The organism is Synechococcus sp. YX-04-1, from assembly GCF_030546365.1.
Taxonomy (GTDB): domain Bacteria; phylum Cyanobacteriota; class Cyanobacteriia; order PCC-6307; family Cyanobiaceae; genus Parasynechococcus.
The window spans coordinates 37308-54083 of the sequence record NZ_JAUONZ010000009.1 but is presented as its reverse complement, the minus strand read 5'-3'; the positions used below and the strand labels follow the sequence as shown (position 1 = coordinate 54083).

Annotated in this window: 16 protein-coding genes; 5 read left to right on the top strand and 11 right to left on the bottom strand. The window is 61.5% G+C overall.

The genetic code is table 11. The annotated features are described in order from the left end of the window. Positions 1–77: 77 nt before the first annotated feature. Together mtnC and mtnB are read right to left on the bottom strand one after the other, a co-directional pair. Positions 78–827: an acireductone synthase gene (gene mtnC / locus Q3Y53_RS12705; RefSeq protein ID WP_303536699.1), complete on the bottom strand. Its 750-nt coding sequence runs from the start codon at positions 825–827 to the stop codon at positions 78–80. Further along, the gene (mtnB, locus tag Q3Y53_RS12700) at positions 824–1444 is read right to left on the bottom strand and encodes a methylthioribulose 1-phosphate dehydratase (RefSeq protein ID WP_303536698.1); all 621 of its coding nucleotides are present in this window, start codon (positions 1442–1444) and stop codon (positions 824–826) included. Before mtnB ends, mtnC begins: the two co-directional genes overlap by 4 nt. A 50-nt stretch (positions 1445–1494) precedes the next feature. Between mtnB and mtnA the strand changes: the two genes are divergently transcribed. Next, positions 1495–2508, top strand: a complete 1014-nt coding sequence (gene mtnA, locus Q3Y53_RS12695; RefSeq protein ID WP_303536695.1) for an S-methyl-5-thioribose-1-phosphate isomerase — start codon at positions 1495–1497, stop codon at positions 2506–2508. On the opposite strand, the gene Q3Y53_RS12690 is transcribed toward mtnA, so the two are convergent. Together Q3Y53_RS12690 and Q3Y53_RS12685 are read right to left on the bottom strand one after the other, a co-directional pair. Next, entirely contained in the window at positions 2499–3335 is an 837-nt protein-coding gene (locus tag Q3Y53_RS12690; protein WP_303536692.1) for a DNA-formamidopyrimidine glycosylase, read from the bottom strand. The genes mtnA and Q3Y53_RS12690 overlap by 10 nt on opposite strands. 5 nt (positions 3336–3340) lie before the next feature. Further along, positions 3341–3550 (bottom strand): photosystem I reaction center subunit IV, encoded by a 210-nt coding sequence (locus Q3Y53_RS12685; protein WP_006851563.1) that lies wholly within the window; start codon positions 3548–3550, stop codon positions 3341–3343. A 41-nt stretch (positions 3551–3591) separates the two neighbouring features. Between Q3Y53_RS12685 and Q3Y53_RS12680 the strand changes: the two genes are divergently transcribed. Both Q3Y53_RS12680 and Q3Y53_RS12675 read left to right on the top strand, forming a co-directional pair. Next, positions 3592–4695: a hypothetical protein gene (locus Q3Y53_RS12680; RefSeq protein WP_303536688.1), complete on the top strand. Its 1104-nt coding sequence runs from the start codon at positions 3592–3594 to the stop codon at positions 4693–4695. A gap of 69 nt (positions 4696–4764) precedes the next feature. Beyond that, positions 4765–6225: an ATP-dependent DNA helicase RecQ gene (locus tag Q3Y53_RS12675; RefSeq protein WP_303536701.1), complete on the top strand. Its 1461-nt coding sequence runs from the start codon at positions 4765–4767 to the stop codon at positions 6223–6225. A 6-nt stretch (positions 6226–6231) separates the two neighbouring features. On the opposite strand, the gene Q3Y53_RS12670 is transcribed toward Q3Y53_RS12675, so the two are convergent. Beyond that, positions 6232–7257, bottom strand: coding sequence for a LysM peptidoglycan-binding domain-containing protein (locus Q3Y53_RS12670; protein ID WP_303536685.1), 1026 nt, complete (start codon positions 7255–7257; stop codon positions 6232–6234). A 99-nt stretch (positions 7258–7356) separates the two neighbouring features. Further along, the gene (locus Q3Y53_RS12665) at positions 7357–8736 is read right to left on the bottom strand and encodes an aldehyde dehydrogenase family protein (RefSeq protein ID WP_303536682.1); all 1380 of its coding nucleotides are present in this window, start codon (positions 8734–8736) and stop codon (positions 7357–7359) included. Positions 8737–8790: 54 nt separating this feature from the next. Here Q3Y53_RS12665 and Q3Y53_RS12660 point away from each other — a divergent pair, with 54 nt between their 5' ends. After that, positions 8791–10443, top strand: a complete 1653-nt coding sequence (locus Q3Y53_RS12660; protein ID WP_303536679.1) for an alpha-amylase family protein — start codon at positions 8791–8793, stop codon at positions 10441–10443. Here Q3Y53_RS12660 and Q3Y53_RS12655 read toward each other — a convergent pair. Beyond that, the gene (locus Q3Y53_RS12655) at positions 10440–10772 is read right to left on the bottom strand and encodes a hypothetical protein (RefSeq protein ID WP_303536676.1); all 333 of its coding nucleotides are present in this window, start codon (positions 10770–10772) and stop codon (positions 10440–10442) included. The two genes, Q3Y53_RS12660 and Q3Y53_RS12655, sit on opposite strands and share 4 nt — an antisense overlap. Before the next feature lie 21 nt (positions 10773–10793). Between Q3Y53_RS12655 and Q3Y53_RS12650 the strand changes: the two genes are divergently transcribed. Continuing rightward, the gene (locus Q3Y53_RS12650) at positions 10794–10955 is read left to right on the top strand and encodes a hypothetical protein (RefSeq protein WP_303536673.1); all 162 of its coding nucleotides are present in this window, start codon (positions 10794–10796) and stop codon (positions 10953–10955) included. A 121-nt stretch (positions 10956–11076) separates the two neighbouring features. On the opposite strand, the gene Q3Y53_RS12645 is transcribed toward Q3Y53_RS12650, so the two are convergent. From Q3Y53_RS12645 to glpK, 4 genes are read right to left on the bottom strand one after another with little or no spacing between them, the layout of a single operon-like run. Beyond that, positions 11077–13134 carry an ATP-binding protein gene (locus Q3Y53_RS12645; RefSeq protein WP_303536670.1) on the bottom strand — a complete coding sequence of 686 codons (2058 nt, stop codon included), beginning with the start codon at positions 13132–13134 and terminating at the stop codon, positions 11077–11079. Then, positions 13131–13697 carry a response regulator transcription factor gene (locus Q3Y53_RS12640; RefSeq protein WP_303536666.1) on the bottom strand — a complete coding sequence of 189 codons (567 nt, stop codon included), beginning with the start codon at positions 13695–13697 and terminating at the stop codon, positions 13131–13133. The genes Q3Y53_RS12645 and Q3Y53_RS12640 overlap by 4 nt, the downstream gene beginning before the upstream one ends. A 45-nt stretch (positions 13698–13742) precedes the next feature. Continuing rightward, positions 13743–15272, bottom strand: coding sequence for a glycerol-3-phosphate dehydrogenase/oxidase (locus tag Q3Y53_RS12635; RefSeq protein ID WP_303536663.1), 1530 nt, complete (start codon positions 15270–15272; stop codon positions 13743–13745). Continuing rightward, positions 15265–16770 carry a glycerol kinase GlpK gene (glpK, locus tag Q3Y53_RS12630; RefSeq protein ID WP_303536660.1) on the bottom strand — a complete coding sequence of 502 codons (1506 nt, stop codon included), beginning with the start codon at positions 16768–16770 and terminating at the stop codon, positions 15265–15267. The genes Q3Y53_RS12635 and glpK overlap by 8 nt, the downstream gene beginning before the upstream one ends. Positions 16771–16776 lie beyond the last annotated feature (6 nt).

Below are 16776 nucleotides of genomic sequence, written 5' to 3'. Positions count from 1 at the left end.
GATGCGCTGATTGCTGAAGCAGTCACCATCACCACCTGCGAAGAAGCCACCTCATCTTGAGGTGGCTTTTTTGTTGTCTATTGTTCTGCGGCGAGATAAGTGCTTGCTTCACGCAGCGATTCAATCACCATGTGATCCCTTGGGTTGCGGTCTGGGTTGCCGTCGCGAAGGCTGAAGAGGGTCTGCATTCCTGCCGAACGAGCGGCGTCGCATTCCGCTCCGTTGTCACTCACGAACCAAACGTTGTTTGGGGAAGTGTGCAGATGCTTTGCGATTGTTGTGTAGCTCTCGGTGGATTTTTTGGGTCCAGTGCGGGTGTCAAACCAGTGGCTGAAAAGGTTTTCAAGGTTGCCTGCAGGACTGTGCCTGTATAACAGTTGTTGTGCCTGAATGCTGCCCGATGAATACACCGAAAGTGCCCATCCTTGCTCATGCCATTGACGCAGGCATTCCGCCGTTTCTGGAAATAGTTGAGATTTGAGTTCTCCGTTTATGTAGCCGTATTCCCAGATTTTGCCTTGAATATTTTTGAGCGCTGTCGACTTTTTGTCGATGCTGATCAAGTGCTTGAGATATTGGATTAGCCCATCACTCTCATTGATTTGCTGTTCGTCAATCTGCTTTTTTAGGCGCGAGCTTTCGGGGGACTGATCATTTTTCCACTCGGCTGTAGCTTCTTGGATTGCTTTGTTTTCAGTGCTCTTGTTCCAGTGCTTTTTGATGTAGCTGGTCAGTTCTCGCTTTGCGAAGGGGAACAAAATGTCGCTGACAAAACTTACTGGGCATGTCGTTCCCTCAATGTCGAGCAGAAGATGTTGTTGATTCATGATTGATGTCCGATCTGCATTTGGGTCAATTTCACCTTCAAGAGGAACTCGAGGATTTCCAGGTGTCGTTTGCTCGCATCAAGGTCAGCCCCCCATGCGTAAAGGCCGTGCCCGGCCACAAGAAACCCGCATGGCGCCGTTTTCAAGCATGGGCCGACGGCATCGCCTAGCTCTTGCATCGACTGACTGTTACTGATGACAGGGATGTTGATGCAGCTTGCGTGCGTCGTGATGCCAACCAGGCCTTTCTGCATTTCCCAGCCCTCCAACACAACCCCTTCTTTGTTTTCGTAGTGGCGGGACAACACCGTCCCGGGGATGGAATGGGTGTGCAGCACAGCTCCCGCTTGGGTCGCTTCAACAATGCGGAGATGCAGCGCTGTTTCGGCACTGGCTTTTCCTTCGCCAGTTAAAACCTCGCCGCGCTCATCCACCACAATCAATTCACCAGGAGGCACCTGCCCCTTGTCCACACCGCTGGGTGCCATGAGCAACTGCAGGGGCTGATGCTGCACCACCACGCTGAAGTTCCCTCCGGTGCCATCGCACCAGCCGCGTCGGTGGATGTCCTGCATCACTTCGCTCAAGCGATCGCGCTGGGTTTGGCTTGCGGTCACATTCCGCTCATCCCTCCGTCTTCTATACAGGACTCAGCGGCCCTTCTGCATTGACGCTTCCCCCCAGTTGTTGCTGGACCGGTGATTGCTTGGAGTTGCTGGACCAGCGACAACTCCCCGATGCAGTTGCCTTCATGCGATTGCACGGATGGCAAGACGTTGCTGAGGCGATTACATCCATGGCTGTACGTGGTGCCCCCGCCATTGGCATCGCGGCCGCCTGGGGGGTTGTGCTGGCTGCACGTTCCGGTGAAGACCTTCCTTCCGCCATCCAAGGCCTGCGTGCATCACGCCCAACCGCCGTCAACCTCTGCTGGGCCCTCAACCGGATGCAGGCGGCCCTTGCTTCTTCAGGTTCGGTTGATGTTGACGCACTCGCTGGTGTTGCCACTGCGCTCCATAACGAGGATCGTCTGCTGACCCAGCGGCTTGTGGATCACGGCGTTTCCTTGTTGGCTCAGGGCTGCCAGGTTTTGCACCATTGCCACACGGGTGCGATCGCGACGGGAGGTGTTGGAACCGCCCTCGGTGTGATCGCAGCCGCCCATACCCGTGGCCTTCTTCGCCATGCCTGGCTGGATGAAACGCGTCCCCGCTTGCAAGGGGCTGCTCTGTCTGCCTGGGAGTTGGGCTGTCTCGGGGTGCCCTGCACCGTGATTGTCGATGGAGCCAGTGGATTGCTGATGCGCCGGGGTGAGGTGGACGCCGTGATGGTGGGCTGTGACCGTGTCGCTGCCAATGGGGATGTCGCTAACAAGATCGGTACTTACAACCTGGCGCTCGTAGCCCGAGCCCATGGCATCCCCTTTTACGTGTGCGCCCCCGGAAGCAGCATTGATTTGGCCACTCCCGACGGGGATGCCATCACCATCGAGGAACGCGATGCAGAAGAGATCACTCACGTTCGCTGTGTTTCAGTCGCTGCTCCTGGAGCCCAGGCCTGGAATCCTGCTTTCGACATCACCCCGGCTCATCTGGTGACGGGTTTCATCACCGAGTTCGGTGTGCTTCGTCCTCCCTATTGCGAGGTTCTCTCTGCGCTTCCGTTGCCCAATCAGCTTTGACAGGTCGGGCACCAGTGGGTGCTTCGGCCGGACAGCTTCTCCCGTCGAATTGGCGTGCCACAGCTGCGGCAGGGTTCTCCTCCACGCCGGTAAACCCAGGCCTGGCCGCCGTAGTTGCCATTCACCCCCTCAAGATCCCGGAAATCACTGAAGGTTGTTCCACCGGCTCCAATGCTGATGGTCAAAACATTGACCAAGGCATCGCGCAGCCTTCCCAGTTGTTCGAGTTTCAGCTGACCCGCCGGCGTGAAGGGGACGATGCCTGACGCGAACAGACATTCATCTGCGTAGATGTTGCCCGCTCCGGCCACCAAGGCTTGGTCCAACAGAGCTGTTTTGATTGGTCGGCTGCTGCCCTTGAGCTTCTGCTTCAGATAAGCGGCGGAGAAGTCTGGGCTGAAGGGTTCAGGGCCGAGTCGCGTTAAACCACTGATCACTGCCTGAACTGCCTGCCCAGGGGGAACCCACCACATTTCCCCGAAGCTGCGAACATCCACAAAGCGCAGTTCCTCCTCTTTGGTGTTCCAGATGCGAACACGGGTGTGCTTGCACGGTTCTGAAGGCTGCCCATGCCATTGGAATTGGCCAGTCATCCGCAGATGAACGCCCCAGACACCGCCATGGGGATTCAGTGCTGCCATGAGGTATTTGCCCCTGCGTTGCCACTCGCCCACCGTTTCGCCACAGAGACCGTGGACAAAGGAGTCAGGGCCTCCTGGGCTGGCTATGGCTCTCGGTCGGCAGACCTCAACCTGCGCAATTTTGAAGTCGACAAGACGGTCTGCCAGTCCCCGACGGACCGTCTCGACTTCAGGGAGTTCAGGCAACGGCCTCAGGCCGGCTCGAGTTCCGCTTCAGCGAAATTGTTGGTGTTGATGCCACCGTCAACGCCCTGCAGGCCGCTGTAATTGACTTTCTCGAAGCGAACGACAACGGGGTAGCGGATTCCCGAGGTGTCGATGGAGGCAACGGTGCCAACTTCGTTGAACCAGTAGGACTCTGGACGCTTGATGCGCACCTTGGCGCCGCGGGTGATCGCCATCGCTGGGCATAAGGAGATGCAACTGGAGCGTATCTCGTGAGATGGATGGTGATGGCCGCTGCGTCACAGAATGTCGTCCCTTGATAGTTGGCGTCCTTTTGACCAGTTCCATCGCCCTTGATCCCGATCCGTCGCTGCTGCAACTGGACTTGCCGGATCCAGAGCAAGACGACATCAGCACGATGGAATTTCTGGCTCGCCTGGAACAGGCTTGGGCCGTCTGCGACCGCTTTGACCTCCAGACGGAGATCTGGCGTGGTCGCATCCTCCGCGCTGTGCGGGACAAGGAAAAGCGTGGTGGTGAAGGACGAGGTGCCGGATTTTTGCAGTGGCTGCGGGAGCAGGAAATCAGCAAGACCCGCGCCTATGGCTTGATTCAACTGGCGGAATCCGCCGACAGCATGCTCAGCGATGGCACCCTGGAGGAGAGCAGTGTGAATCAGTTCTCCAAGCGGGCCTTCATGGAAACCGCCCAGGCGGTTCCCGAAGTGCAGCTGATGATTTCTGAGGCTGCTAACGAGGGGCAGGAAATCACCCGCAAGCAGGTGCGCCGTCTCACCGATGAATTCACGGCGGCCACCAGTCCATTGCTGCCGGAAGAAATTCGTCAGCGCACCCAGGAAAACCTTCTGCCACCCCGTGCGGTGGCTCCTCTGGTGCGGGAATTGGCCAAGCTTCCTGAGCCCCAGCAGGAAGATCTGCGCAAGGTGCTCCGCGATGAGCCCGAACTCGACCGCATCAAGGACGTCACCAGCACAGCGCGTTGGATCACCAAGGCAACGGAGTCGGGTGTTGCTGTGCGTGCCTTTCAACAGGGTGAACTGGACCTCGACCGCGCTATGCAGGAAGCCCAGCGCCTGGATGCCCTTGGCCTGCTGGCTGATGCGATGGGCCAGGCCCAGGCCCTTGAGTCTGCGGTGCTGAAGCTGCACACATCCTGGCGGCGCTTGGGGGGGCTTCAGGAGCGGCTTTGGGTTGAAAGCGGCAGCAGCACGCCTTACCTGCGCGATGTGTTGAACGCCTTGCAGACCCTCAGTGGCGCCACGATGCGGGTGTCGTTGGGAGAGCTCGCCGGTGGCAAACGGGTCCGGCTCCAGCTGGTGGAGGAGGCCCCCGATCAATTGGATCCTCCGCCGCTGCCCTGACTCCAGATCTTGTGCTCGATAAGCTGAAGTCTCCACATCTGGTGTGTTCTGGCTTCGCTCGAGCGTGCACTGCAGACCCACTTCGGTTGGGATGGCTTCCGCCCTGGGCAACGGCCCGTGGTGGATGCCGTGCTGGCCGGCAGGGACGCGTTGGCGGTGCTGCCCACCGGTGGTGGCAAATCGCTCTGCTATCAGCTACCGGCCCTGGTGCGCGAAGGCCTGGTGGTGGTGATTTCACCGTTGGTGGCGCTGATGGAGGACCAGGTGATGGCCCTGCAGCGCCGGGGAATCGCTGCGGCCTGCCTGCATGCCGGACTGGATCCAGCCCGACGCCAGCACGCCTTGGAACAGCTGCGGGACGAGACCCTGCGTCTGCTTTACATCGCGCCGGAACGACTGCAGGGTGAGCAGATCCGGCTGATGCTGGAACGTCATGCCACAGAGGGGCGACTGGTGGCCATAGCGGTGGATGAGGCCCACTGCATCAGTGCCTGGGGGCATGACTTCCGCCCCGATTACCGCCGCCTGGGTCAGGTCCGCCGCCTCTGCCCGGGAGTGCCAATGCTGGCCCTCAGCGCGACGGCAGCCCCACGGGTGCGGGCCGACATCATTCGCCTACTGGATCTGCGTCGCCCGCTCGTGCAGGTGAGTTCGGCCCGCCGGGACAACCTCCACTACACGATGCAGCGGCGCCCCAGGGACCCCATGCCGCAGGTGTTGGAGGCACTGGAGATGTCCCGTGGCGCCGCGCTGATCTATGCCCGCACCCGTCGTTCGGTGGAGCAGTGGGCGGAACGTCTCAGTGACCAAGGGGTTGCAGCAACGCCGTATCACGCCGGCTTGGATCCGGAGACCCGTCAGCAGGCCCTGAGGCTGTTCCTCGAGCACGAGCGGCCCGTCCTGGTGGCGACGGTGGCCTTCGGAATGGGGGTTGACCGAGGCGATGTGGGCCTCGTGCTTCACCTCGATCTGCCGGCCACGCCGGAGGGTTATCTGCAGGAGTCGGGCCGTGCCGGCAGAGACGGCAAGTCGGCCCATTGCCAGGTGCTTTTTTCGCCGGGTGATCGCACCAGCCTGGGCTGGGCCATGCAGGCCTCAGCCCGGGGCAGTGACGCCCTTGAGGACCGCCGCCGATTGGACCTGGCGCAGCAGCAGCTGCGTCGCATGGAGGCTGTCGCGGAGGGTGAGATGTGCCGCGAACAGGCGTTGATGCTGGCGGTCGGCGAGTTGGTGGGTCCCTGTGGTCGCTGTGATCGCTGCAAGGACGCCCCCAAACGACGCGACTGGTCAGCCCAGGTGGAAACGCTCCTGGCCCATCTGGCCGAGCAGGACGGTACGGAGATGCGCCGCCTCGGAGAGCACCTGGCTCTGCATGAACCCGGACGCCACGACCGCTGGACTTGGTTGGCCCGTCGACTCGTGCAGGAGGAGTTGATTCAGGAAAGCAACGATTGTGCTCAGCGGCTTTATCTCCGTGAAAGCGGCCGGAGATTCCTGGATTCCCCCTGGCCGCTGGATTACGCCGCCTGATTTAGGTCAGGCCTTGATCTGACAGCGGTCCTTCACCAGGTCTTTTTCGAAGCGGTTCTTCGGAGCTTCCCAGGTTTTCCAGCTCCCATCGGCACCGGTCGCATTGATCTTCTTGGCGGAACAGTTCACAGCCAAATACAGGGCCTGTCCCTGGGCATTGAGGGTGGGCACCACTTGACTGCCACCCATGGCTTGCCAGTTGCCCCAGTCCACCTGGAGGGGGCCATAGGTACGCCAGTCAGCCGATTTGGCCAGGGTCTGCTGGGACTTGGCGGCCTCGACCGGCTTGGCCTTCGCTATCGGTTTTTTGGCCTGAACGGGTTTGCTTTGCACCACCTTGATTTGTTCGGGCTTGGCCTTGGCTTGAACCCTTGGCTTCGCCGTCACAACCGGTGAGCTGGTGGTGGCGACCGGCTCCGTTTTTGCTTGCTGCGGTTGGGCGGTGATCGGTGCCTGGAAGGCGGGATCCGTCAGGTACAGACGCGTTCCCACCTCGACCTTGTTTGGGTCGGTTAGCTCGTTGATGCTGATCAGGCTGGCGACAGGCAGCTTGTAGGCCTTGGCGATCTGTGTGAGGGTCTGTCCTTTGGCAACGGTGTGTTCCGTGGCTCCTTGAATAGGGGTCACAGCAACCGGCTTGAAGGCAGGGCGCGGCAGGACTGCGTTATTGGGGAGTCGCAGGGTCTGACCGACCTCGACATGGTTGGCGTTACGCAGGTTGTTGAGGGCCATCAGGTCCCGACTGCTGACCCGGTACTGGCTAGCAATGCTGCTGAGGGTCTCACCGCTGTTGACGCGATGGCGGCCTGAGCCCGCTTTCACGGTGGGGCCTGGCACTTGCAGGCGGCTTCCAGCTTCGACAAGGTCTGGGTTGCGGATCCCATTCATCCGCATCAGGGTGCCGACGCTGACGCCGTAGCGGTCAGCGATATCAGAGAGCGTCTCGCCGGATCGCACCGTCACTGAAGCAGCCGTGGCTGCCAACGGGAACCAAGCCGTCAGTAGCAGGGCGGCAAGAGCGGTACGGCGCATTTGTCTCCGGCAGATCCCCGCAAGATACGGTGCCTGACGTAAAGCGCCAGCCCTCCAGAGCAGTTGCTGCAGAAGGGATGTGGTGGCGATGAGTGCGCCTTATCCCGCCAGCCGCTTCAGCAGGTTGAGATCCACCTTGTAGGGCGGGTAGCGGAGCTTGAAATCAAACCGGAACGGGCGCTTCAGCACCGCCTTGTGGTGGCTGAACGTGTCGAAGCCGCTTTGGCCGTGGTAACTGCCCATTCCGCTGGCGCCGACGCCGCCGAAGGGCAGCTGGGGAACGCCGGCCTGCATCACCACATCGTTGAGGCAGACCCCACCTGAGCTTGTGGTGGTGAGCACCTGCTGCTGCTGGGCCTCATCCCCGCCGAAGAGGTAAAGCGCCAACGGTTTAGGCCCTTGGCGGATTTCCTGAAGGGTTGTTGTCAGATCGTCCAGTATCAGCACCGGCAGGAGGGGGCCGAACAGTTCCTCGGCCATCAGCGGATCAGTGCGGTCATCCACGCGGATCACGGTGGGGGCGATGCGCCGCTGCTCCCGGCTGATTTCTCCTCCAATCAGGATGCGGCCGTCCGCTCTGGCGGTCTCCAGAAGCTGCTCCAGCCGATTGAACTGGCGTTCATTGATGATCTGCCCAAGCTGATTCGAGTTGAGGGGATCGGCGCCATACATTTCGGTTCGGGCCTCCTCCATGGCCTTCAGCAGGGGTGAACGCAGTGCGAGTGGAACCAGCAGATGGTCTGGAGCGATGCAGGTCTGCCCCGCATTGATCCCTTTGCCCCAGATCAAGCGACGGGCCCCCACCGTGAGGTCGGCCCCTTCAAGAACGATGGCCGGACTTTTGCCACCCAGCTCCAGGGTTACCGGCGTGAGGTGTGCAGCGGCTCCCTCCAGCACTTTCCGTCCGATGCTGCCGCCACCGGTGAAAAAGATGTGGTCGAAAGGCATGGCCACCAGCGAGCCTGCCACGGATCCATCTCCCTGGACCACCTGCACCACGTCGGGCTCGAAGTGCTGAGGGATCAGCCGTGCGATCAGATCTGCGATGGCACTGGCGTGCTCCGAGGGCTTGAGCACGGCGGTGTTGCCAGCAGCCAGGGCACTGATCAAGGGCCGCAGCGTCAGTTGAAAGGGATAGTTCCAAGGTCCGATCACCAGAACGCACCCCAGTGGCTCCGGTACAACCTTGGCCTGGCCGGGGCGCAGTGAGAGGGGGACAGCCACGCGGCGTGGGCGCATCCAGCGCTCCAGCTGCCGGCCGGTGAGTTTGAGCTCCTGCCGCAGGGCTACCAGCTCAAAAAAGGCTTCGGTGGGTGGTTTGCCGAGGTCGGCGGCGAGGGCCTCGAGCACTTCCGATTCGTGCTTCTCCACCAGGGCGGAGAGCCGTTGCAATTGCTCTCGGCGCCAGGCCAGGGGACGGGTCAGCCCAGCCCCCACGAGCTCCTGCATCCGGCTCAGTTGCGTTTGGGTGAGGGCCACAGGGCTGACGATTGGGCCAGTCGGGTCTAGCAGTGGTGAATCTGCAACCGGGGGATGACCCCAGCGCTTCCGTGGTGGTCAGGGACGGTCATCTATCAGTTGATCGTTCGCAGCTATTCCGATGGGAATGGCGATGGCACCGGTGATTTCAAGGGGCTTGCGGCGCGGTTGCCGTATCTGCGTTGGCTGGGGGTCAACACCCTCTGGTTGACCCCGATTTATCCCTCTCCCCTGCGGGACGGGGGCTACGACATCACCGATTTCACCGGAATTCATCCGGATCTGGGGGATCTCTCCTCCTTCCATCGGTTCCTCACGGCGGCCCACAGCCAGGGCATGCGCGTGATTTTGGACCTGGTGCTTAACCACACCAGTGACCTGCATCCTTGGTTCCAGCGGGCCCGCTGGGCTCCTAAGGGCAGTTCGGAACGGGATGTTTACGTCTGGAGCGACGACCCCAAGCGCTACGCCGAAGCACCGGTTCTGTTCCGGCACTTTGAGGCGTCGAACTGGGAGTGGGATCCGGTCGCCGAGCAGTACTACCTGCACCGTTTCCTGCGTCATCAGCCTGATCTCAATTACGAGAACCCCTGGGTGCAGGACACCATGCTGGAGGTGGTCGACTTCTGGCTGGATCGTGGTGTCGACGGCTTCCGTCTGGATGCGGTTCCGTTCCTGTTCGAGTCAGAGGGCACCCGCTGCGAGGGGTTGCCGGCGACCCACTCTTTCCTCAAGCGATTGAGGGAGCGGGTGGATTCCCATGGTCGTGATGTGCTCTTGCTGGGAGAGGCGATTCAGCCGGTGGAGGAGGCCGCCCCTTACCTGGCGGATGACGAATTGCATGGAGCGTTCAACTTCGTGCTCACCGCCCATCTGTTCGCGGCTATTGCCAGTGGCCGCACCCAACAGCTCGGGGAGTGTCTGATGCAAGCCGAGCAGGCGGTGCGTGGTCCTCGCTGGGCCCTGCCCCTGCGTAATCACGATGAACTCTGGTTGGGGGATGGCCATCTCATCAGCGATGAAGTGATTCAGACCATCCGGGTGGGCCTACCCCAGGGGCAGGGGCACTGGTTGAACTGGGGCATTAACCGACGCCTGGCTCCTCTTCTCAATGGCGATCCACGCTCCAACCGGTTGCTGCACGGGCTCCTCTACAGCCTTCCGGGGATGCCCTGTCTGTATTACGGCGATGAACTGGGCATGGGCGACTGGCCCGGTCTGCGGGACCGAGATCCCAACCGCACGCCGATGGCCTGGACGCCGGCCCGTAACGGTGGCTTCTCCACTGCCCCCGATCCGCTGTTGGTGCTGCCACCGATCACCGCGCCTGGCTACGACTACCGCGTGGTGAATGTGGAGGTGCAGAAGCAGCTGCCGGGGTCGCTGCTGAATTGGCACCGGCGCATGCTCACCTGCCGCCGTCTGCTGCCAGCGCTGCGGCATGGAAGCTTCCGGTTGCTCCACAGCCCCCACCCCGGAGTGCTGGTGTATCTCCGCTGCACCGAGGCGATGACGGTGCTTGTGGCCGCCAATGTCACTGCTGCTGGAGCCTCGCTCGGTTTGGATCTCTCAGAGTGGGCTGGCAAGCGCACCCGTGAGGTGATGTGGGGTTGTGAATTCCCCCCCGCTGCAGCGGAGTGGTTTGTGAATCTTCCGCCTTATGGATTCAACTGGTGGTTGATCGGCGAGGTGGACGCTGAGGCTTAATGCGACTGGAGCCGAATCGGCTGTTGCTGATGCTGAGTTAACAAGCCGGTTACGAGCTCCTTAATGACGGGCTGCCGGTGGAGGTCGCGATGCACCACCAAACGCATCCTTTCAGGTTCGTCCCACAACGGGATGCTGACGATGGCATCACTGAGGCTCGGGGCCTTCTCCCCAGAGGTGAGCCAGGCCTCGATCACCCGTTGTTCCAGCAAGGTTGCGAAGTGATCGGGCTTGCGGATGCGGGAGCTGCCAACGTTCCAGACCTGTGCGAAGTCTTGAGGCAGGGCGGTTTCAGGGCTGAAGGCCGCCTCAAGACGCAGACCCTGCATAAGTTTCAGTCGCGCCGTTTGATGCACGCCGCGCTCCAACTGCAGGAGTTGGCTGTCGCCCTCGATCTGCCAGAGGCCATCTCGCTTGAGCACGTCGACGTCAAAGGCCTTCGCGCATTTTCGCTGATTTCTGCTGACAGTGGTTTGGTGCTGGAGCGTCAGGGCCCCAACCGCATTGCCTGACTGAAGCCAGATCAACCCGTCGAGACAGCAAAGCTGATCGACCGAAACCATGCTGTTGACCAGAGCGCTCTGATCTTTCTCTGCAACGACGGCCCGGACAATCCCCAGTTCTGGGGGGGGCTTAGCCCTGCCTGGGCAGGAGCAGCACCGCGCGGGTGCCACCGCTAGGGCTGATGCCCAGAGTGAGTTCTCCGTTGTGGCTGTCCATCGCAGAGCGCACGATGAACAGCCCCAGGCCGCTTCCGGAAGGCTTACTGCTGTAAAGCGGCACGTCACCGGGGTGGTCGTCAGGCAGTCCGGGACCGTTGTCGTCGACAACGATGGCCCAGTTCTGTTGCTGGCGTTCGAGCCGAATCACGATTTCCGGAGCTTCGGTTGCTGAAGGTTGAAGCAACAGGGCATCTACAGCATTTTTCACCAGATTGATCACGGCGATCTGGAGCTGGACGGCATCGCCATCCACCCAGGCGCCCTGATGACCCTTCAGCTCGGAAGGCAGCGCGGCGCTGATCCAGCTGCTGGCCTCGATCAGATTGGAGTTCACATACAACTGGACGCTGTTCAGCACGTCACGCAGGTCGAGCCGGGTCAGGTTGGTGTTCGCATTGCGGAGGATCGCCTTGATTTGATCGGTTGTTCGTGCGATGCGGCTGGATTGGTCGTCAAGGATCTGAAGGGCTTCCAGCAGCTCGATGGGATCATCGCCATTGGCACGCTGCCGAAGCTGATGCTGCAAACGCTGTGCCGTGAGGCGCAGGATGCTCAGGGGCTGATTGATTTCGTGGGCGATGGCCGCGGCTTCCAGGCTCACCTTCAGGCGCTGGTTCATCTGGGTCAGGGCCTGTTCATCCCGCAGGCGCTGCTCCTGAAACATCTGCGTGATCTGTTGCTCTTTGGTGGCGAGGTTCCGGGTGAGCTGATTGAAGGCTTTCACCATCGATTGAACCGCCACGTTCAGGTCCAGCAGCTCCTGGCCGCTTTTCTGGTCCAGCTCACAGCGGTATTGCAGGGTCTGAGGCTGGTCATCCCCCAGCAGGTTGATTTGCTGTTCTGTGGACCGGCTGGCTTGCCTTAGGGCGCTCAATGGCTGAAGAATCCTGTTGATCAGGCTGCGGTTCAACAGCAGGGTGAAGCCCAGCGCCAGCACGGCCGCTCCGATTTCCAGGGACAGGGTGCGGCCGGCTTGCGTCACCTCCTCGTTGGCACTGCTGGCGGTCAGCAGAACCCAGTTGAGTCCGTGGTCACCGCCCCATGGCGTTGACTGCAGCAGGAAAGCTTCTTCGTTGTGGCGCTGGAGTGCTGGTTGTGCGGAATCTCCGGGCTTCTGATGGATCCGGTGCAGCATCTCCGCCAGAGGGTGATCGAGCTCCCCGAGGCTGCTGCGCTCGTTGCTTCCTCCTGTCTTTGTGAGCGGAATACTGGGGTCTGAGCTGGCGATCAGACGTCCATCGGCTTCGATCAGCACAGCCAAGCCGCTGCGCTTCCCCCAGGCCTGGCTTAGCCAGGTGCTGAGTTGGTTGATCACCATGTCCACGCCGATCACCCCGAGCAATTGGCCATCACCGTCAAAGAGGGGGGTGTTGTACGAAACCGAATGAACGTCCGGCTGGTCTTCCCAGGCGTAGATGCTGCTCCAGGTCGGGCGTCCAGCATCAACGGTGTCGACGTACCAGGCTTCTTCATGGGTGGCACTCATGCCGGGGATGATCTCGGTTGGCTCGAGACGTTTTCCACGGGGTGAGAGGGAGAACACCGTCAATTGGCCCCGCCCCAGCCTTGTGCTGTCCTCGTAGAGCAAAACATCATCATCGGTGCCGCGTTCTAGGCCCAGGAAGGAACCATCTCGAGCGCCGTAATTGATGTAATCAACAGGGAAGGCTTTCAGCTGATGCCAGAACCGACGCCCCAGGGTGTCGAAGTTCTTCAACAGATCGGGCTGGGCATCAATGGCCGATGCGTTGAGGTCGTTGAGAAACATTGGGACGCGCAACTTGCCGCTCAGTTGCTCGCGAATTTGGGTAATCGAAAGATTTGTGCGGTGCGCTTCACTTTGCTGAATCCCGCTGTTCCGCCCCAGGGTGTAAGTCACCAGGCTGAATGAACCCGCCACCAGGATGAGTTGCAGGCCGGTGGACCGGACCAACCGTTGCCCCAGGCTCAATGTGGAGTGCTGGCTCATGGGCGTGGGGTGATTTGACGCGTTAAAGATGCTTCGCGGATTAATTCAGCACCGCTGAGTTTCAATGCCTGGGCAATGGCCTTCCGGTGCGATTCGATCGTTGATGTGGCGCTATTCAACATGCGCGCGATCTCTTTGGTGCTCTTGCCGGCACCAATGAGATCGAAGATTTCGCTCTGGCGTGGTGTCAAACTTTGATGTGCTGGTTGCAGAATCCTGCTCAAGCTGTGATGCAGCGCATCGAATGAATCCCGCTTGTCGATCAAGGCATGGATTGATTCGCGCAGTTCACGCGAACTTTGGAAGTCTTCTGGTGCTCCTGTCAGGATAATGAGTTGAATGGAGGGATTGCTTTGGACAAGATGTTGTCCCAGTTCGCTGCCATCACCGTCTGGAAGATGCAGATCCAGGATGGCTAAATCCACCGGTATGTCTTTGTTGATCGCCACCGCTTGAGCGCACGATGTTGCCTTCGAGACGGTCGAGATCTCGGAGAAAGCGTCCACAATGGTTGCCAGCAGATCCAACAAAATTTGCTGATCTTCAACAACAAGGCAGTGCAAGGATTTCTCCACTGATGATGGAAAGCTAGGCCGCCTAGCGCGCATTTACACCGATTTCAGTTCGTTGTTCACCAGAGGGCTCAGCCGCTCTGCCTCGGCTGCATCGACCATCGCGAGCCGGCAACGACGGCTCAGCACATCATCGGCGCAGCTGGCGTGCTCCTTGCGGATGGCGTGCTGGATCTCAGCGCGGCAAATCGGGATCACACTGCTCAGTGGTTCGCGTGCCTCCATCGGGGCCTCAGCCACCACCGCCTCGGCGCGTAGGCCGAAGTTGTGCTGCAGATGCAGGATCTGTTGGGCTCGTTCGGGCGTGTCGGGCAGTAGGCCCTCGAGAGCCAAGGCTTGCTGCTGTAGTGCGGCGATGGTGTGGTCGGGGTTGGCGGCTGTCCCAAGCAGCGGCAGGCTTTGCGGCTTCGGCAGGAGTGCTGAAAGCTGCCGTTCCACCGCAGTCAGGGTGTCCTCAGCCATCGGTCGGCAGGTGGTCCACTTGCCCCCCATCACGCTCACCAGGCCGCAGGCCAGGGTTTCCACCTCGTGCTCCCGCACCACACGGCTGCTGTCCATGCCCTGGTCCGCGGGCTTCAGCAGCGGTCGTCCCCCCGCCCAACGGCTGCTCACCTTCGGATGCCCGAGTTGGGGAAACCAGTCATGCACGTAATTGAGCAGGTAGGTCTCCTCTTCCTCAGAGGGGGATGTGGCACTCTCCTTGGTGCAGGCCTCATCCGTCGTCCCCACCAGGGTGCGGCCGTGGAAGGGGAGCATGAACAGCACGCGTCCATCCGCAGTGGACGGCACCAGAAGCCCAAGGTTTTCCGGGCAGAGGTTCTGCTCCAGAACGATGTGGGCCCCACGGCTGGTGAGCATCCGTGGAGGGGCATCAGCCTGCGCCATTTGCCGGATCTCATCAGCGCGAATGCCCGTGGCATTCACAAACGCCGAGGCGCACCAACGTTCCCGTTGGCCCGTGGCGGATTCACTGATGGCGGCCTTGATCTGGCCTGTGCCATCGGTTTCCAGCTCCACCACCCGGCAACGGGTGCGCAGGGTTGCACCCTGCTGCTCTGCAGTGAGAGCCAGCAGAAGGTTCAGGCGTGCATCGTCGAATTGCCCATCGCTGTAGGCCACTCCGCCTTGACACTCCTTCAGCAGAGGTAGGGCCTGACGCATTTGCTTCTGGGATAGCAGTCGGCTGTGGCCGATGCTCCGCTGACCGGCCAGGGCGTCATACATTCCCAGCCCAAGTCGGTAGTAGGCCTGTCCCCAGAGCTGTTGCGTGGGTAGGGCTAGCTCGAGCCGTCGGGCCAGGAACGGCGCCTGGGCCAACCAGTGGCTCCGCTCGAGCAGGGCTTCCCGCACCAGCCTCAGCTGGGCCAGATCCAGGGTCTTGAAGGCCAGCTCCAGGTAGCGGACTCCGCCATGGAGCAGCTTCGTGCTGCGGCAACTGGTGCCACCGCCGATGTCTCCGGCCTCGAGCAGGGCCACGCTCAGCCCCCGTCGTGTTGCCTCATAGGCCACGCTGGCACCGCTGGCACCAGCCCCGATGACCAGCAGGTCCACCTGGTGATCAGCCATGCCACCCCAGGCTTCTGGTCACGGCGTCCTGCCAGCGTGCGCGCCAGCGGCTGCGCTGGGATTCGTCCATCTGTGGCTGAAATCGTTCCGCGCCGTCACTCCGCGCGGTCGCGAGATGTTCCAGGTTGCTGATCACCCCCGCTTGAAGGCCTGCGAACAGTGCTACGCCCCGGGCGGTGCTCTCGAGGCTGGCGGGCCGCCGGACCGTCAGACCTGTGCAATCCGCCTGTGCCTGCAAGAGGGGATCGGAGGCAGCGGCGCCACCATCCACGGCGAGTTCTCCCAGGCTGGTGCCGAGGGCCTGCTCGGCAAGCTCCACCAACGTCGCCACCGACAGGGCGATTCCTTCCAGAGCCGCACGGGCGATGTGACCGCGCCCACTGTCACGGGTGAGGCCCACCAGAACACCGCGAGCCTGGGGATCCCAGTGCGGTGTCCCCCAGCCGGTGAAGGCGGGCACGAGCATCACACCTCCCGAATCCGGCACAGAACGCGCCAGGTCGTTGACCTGGGGGGCTTGATCAATGATCTGCAGCCCATCCCGCAGCCACTGGATCACGGTGCCGGCGTTGAACAGACTTCCCTCAAGGCAGAAGCTGGGTGTTCCGGCGGCATCGGTCCAGCCGAGGGTGCTGAGCAGCCCCGCATCCGAGCGGCGGATGACGTCGCCGGTGTTGATCACCAGAAAGGCCCCCGTCCCGTAGGTGCACTTTCCTTCCCCGGGTTGCAGGCACAGCTGGCCAAGGGTGGCGGCCTGTTGGTCGCCAAGCATCGCCTGGATCGGTAGGCCTGCAAAAGGCAGATCCGATCCAATGTGCCCGAACTCCCCGCGGCAGGGCAGTAGCTCCGGCAGAGCGTTGGCGGGTAGCCCTGTCGGGGTTCGGAAGTCATCCACCCAGCGCTGCTGCTCCAGATCCATCAACAGCGTTCGGCTGGCATTGCTCATGTCGCTGCCGTGGCGCTGGCCACCCGTGAGCTGCCAGAGCAGCCAGCTCTCCACCGTTCCGAAACAGAGGTCATCGCTGGCCGCGGCGGATTGGGCGTCGTCGTAGTGATCGAGCATCCAGCGGATCTTGCTGGCACTGAAATAGGGGTCGAGCAGCAAGCCCGTGCGTCGGCGCCACTCCTGCTCAAGACCCTGCTGCTTCCAGGCCTCGCAGATGGCGGCGGTGCGGCCGTCCTGCCAGACGAGGGCTGGTCCGCAGGGGAGGCCGCTGCTGCGTCGCCAGAGCACGGTGGTCTCCCGTTGGTTGGTGATGCCGCAGCTCACCACCGCCTTGCGCTGCCCATCGCTGAGCTGCGAATCGAGCTGCACCAGGGCATGCCGCTGGCTGGTCCAAATCGCCATCGGGTCCTGTTCCACCCATCCATCCGCGGGGTAGGAAATCGGCAGCGGTGCACTGGCGCTGATCACGAGATCCCCCGAGCTACTGAACAGCGCTGCCCTGGAGCTGCTGGTGCCCTGATCGAGGGCCAGAAGAAGAGGCTGTTCAGCCATGGCCAA

Coding starts and splice junctions, on each gene's coding strand:
- mtnC (WP_303536699.1), bottom strand. CDS start 827: ATGAATCAACAACATCTTCTGCTCGACATTGAGGGAACGACATGCCCA.
- Q3Y53_RS12685 (WP_006851563.1), bottom strand. CDS start 3,550: ATGGCGATCACCCGCGGCGCCAAGGTGCGCATCAAGCGTCCAGAGTCC.
- Q3Y53_RS12680 (WP_303536688.1), top strand. CDS start 3,592: ATGGATGGTGATGGCCGCTGCGTCACAGAATGTCGTCCCTTGATAGTT.
- Q3Y53_RS12670 (WP_303536685.1), bottom strand. CDS start 7,257: ATGCGCCGTACCGCTCTTGCCGCCCTGCTACTGACGGCTTGGTTCCCG.
- Q3Y53_RS12660 (WP_303536679.1), top strand. CDS start 8,791: ATGACCCCAGCGCTTCCGTGGTGGTCAGGGACGGTCATCTATCAGTTG.
- Q3Y53_RS12655 (WP_303536676.1), bottom strand. CDS start 10,772: ATGCAGGGTCTGCGTCTTGAGGCGGCCTTCAGCCCTGAAACCGCCCTG.
- Q3Y53_RS12650 (WP_303536673.1), top strand. CDS start 10,794: ATGCACGCCGCGCTCCAACTGCAGGAGTTGGCTGTCGCCCTCGATCTG.
- Q3Y53_RS12645 (WP_303536670.1), bottom strand. CDS start 13,134: ATGAGCCAGCACTCCACATTGAGCCTGGGGCAACGGTTGGTCCGGTCC.
- Q3Y53_RS12635 (WP_303536663.1), bottom strand. CDS start 15,272: ATGGCTGATCACCAGGTGGACCTGCTGGTCATCGGGGCTGGTGCCAGC.
- glpK (WP_303536660.1), bottom strand. CDS start 16,770: ATGGCTGAACAGCCTCTTCTTCTGGCCCTCGATCAGGGCACCAGCAGC.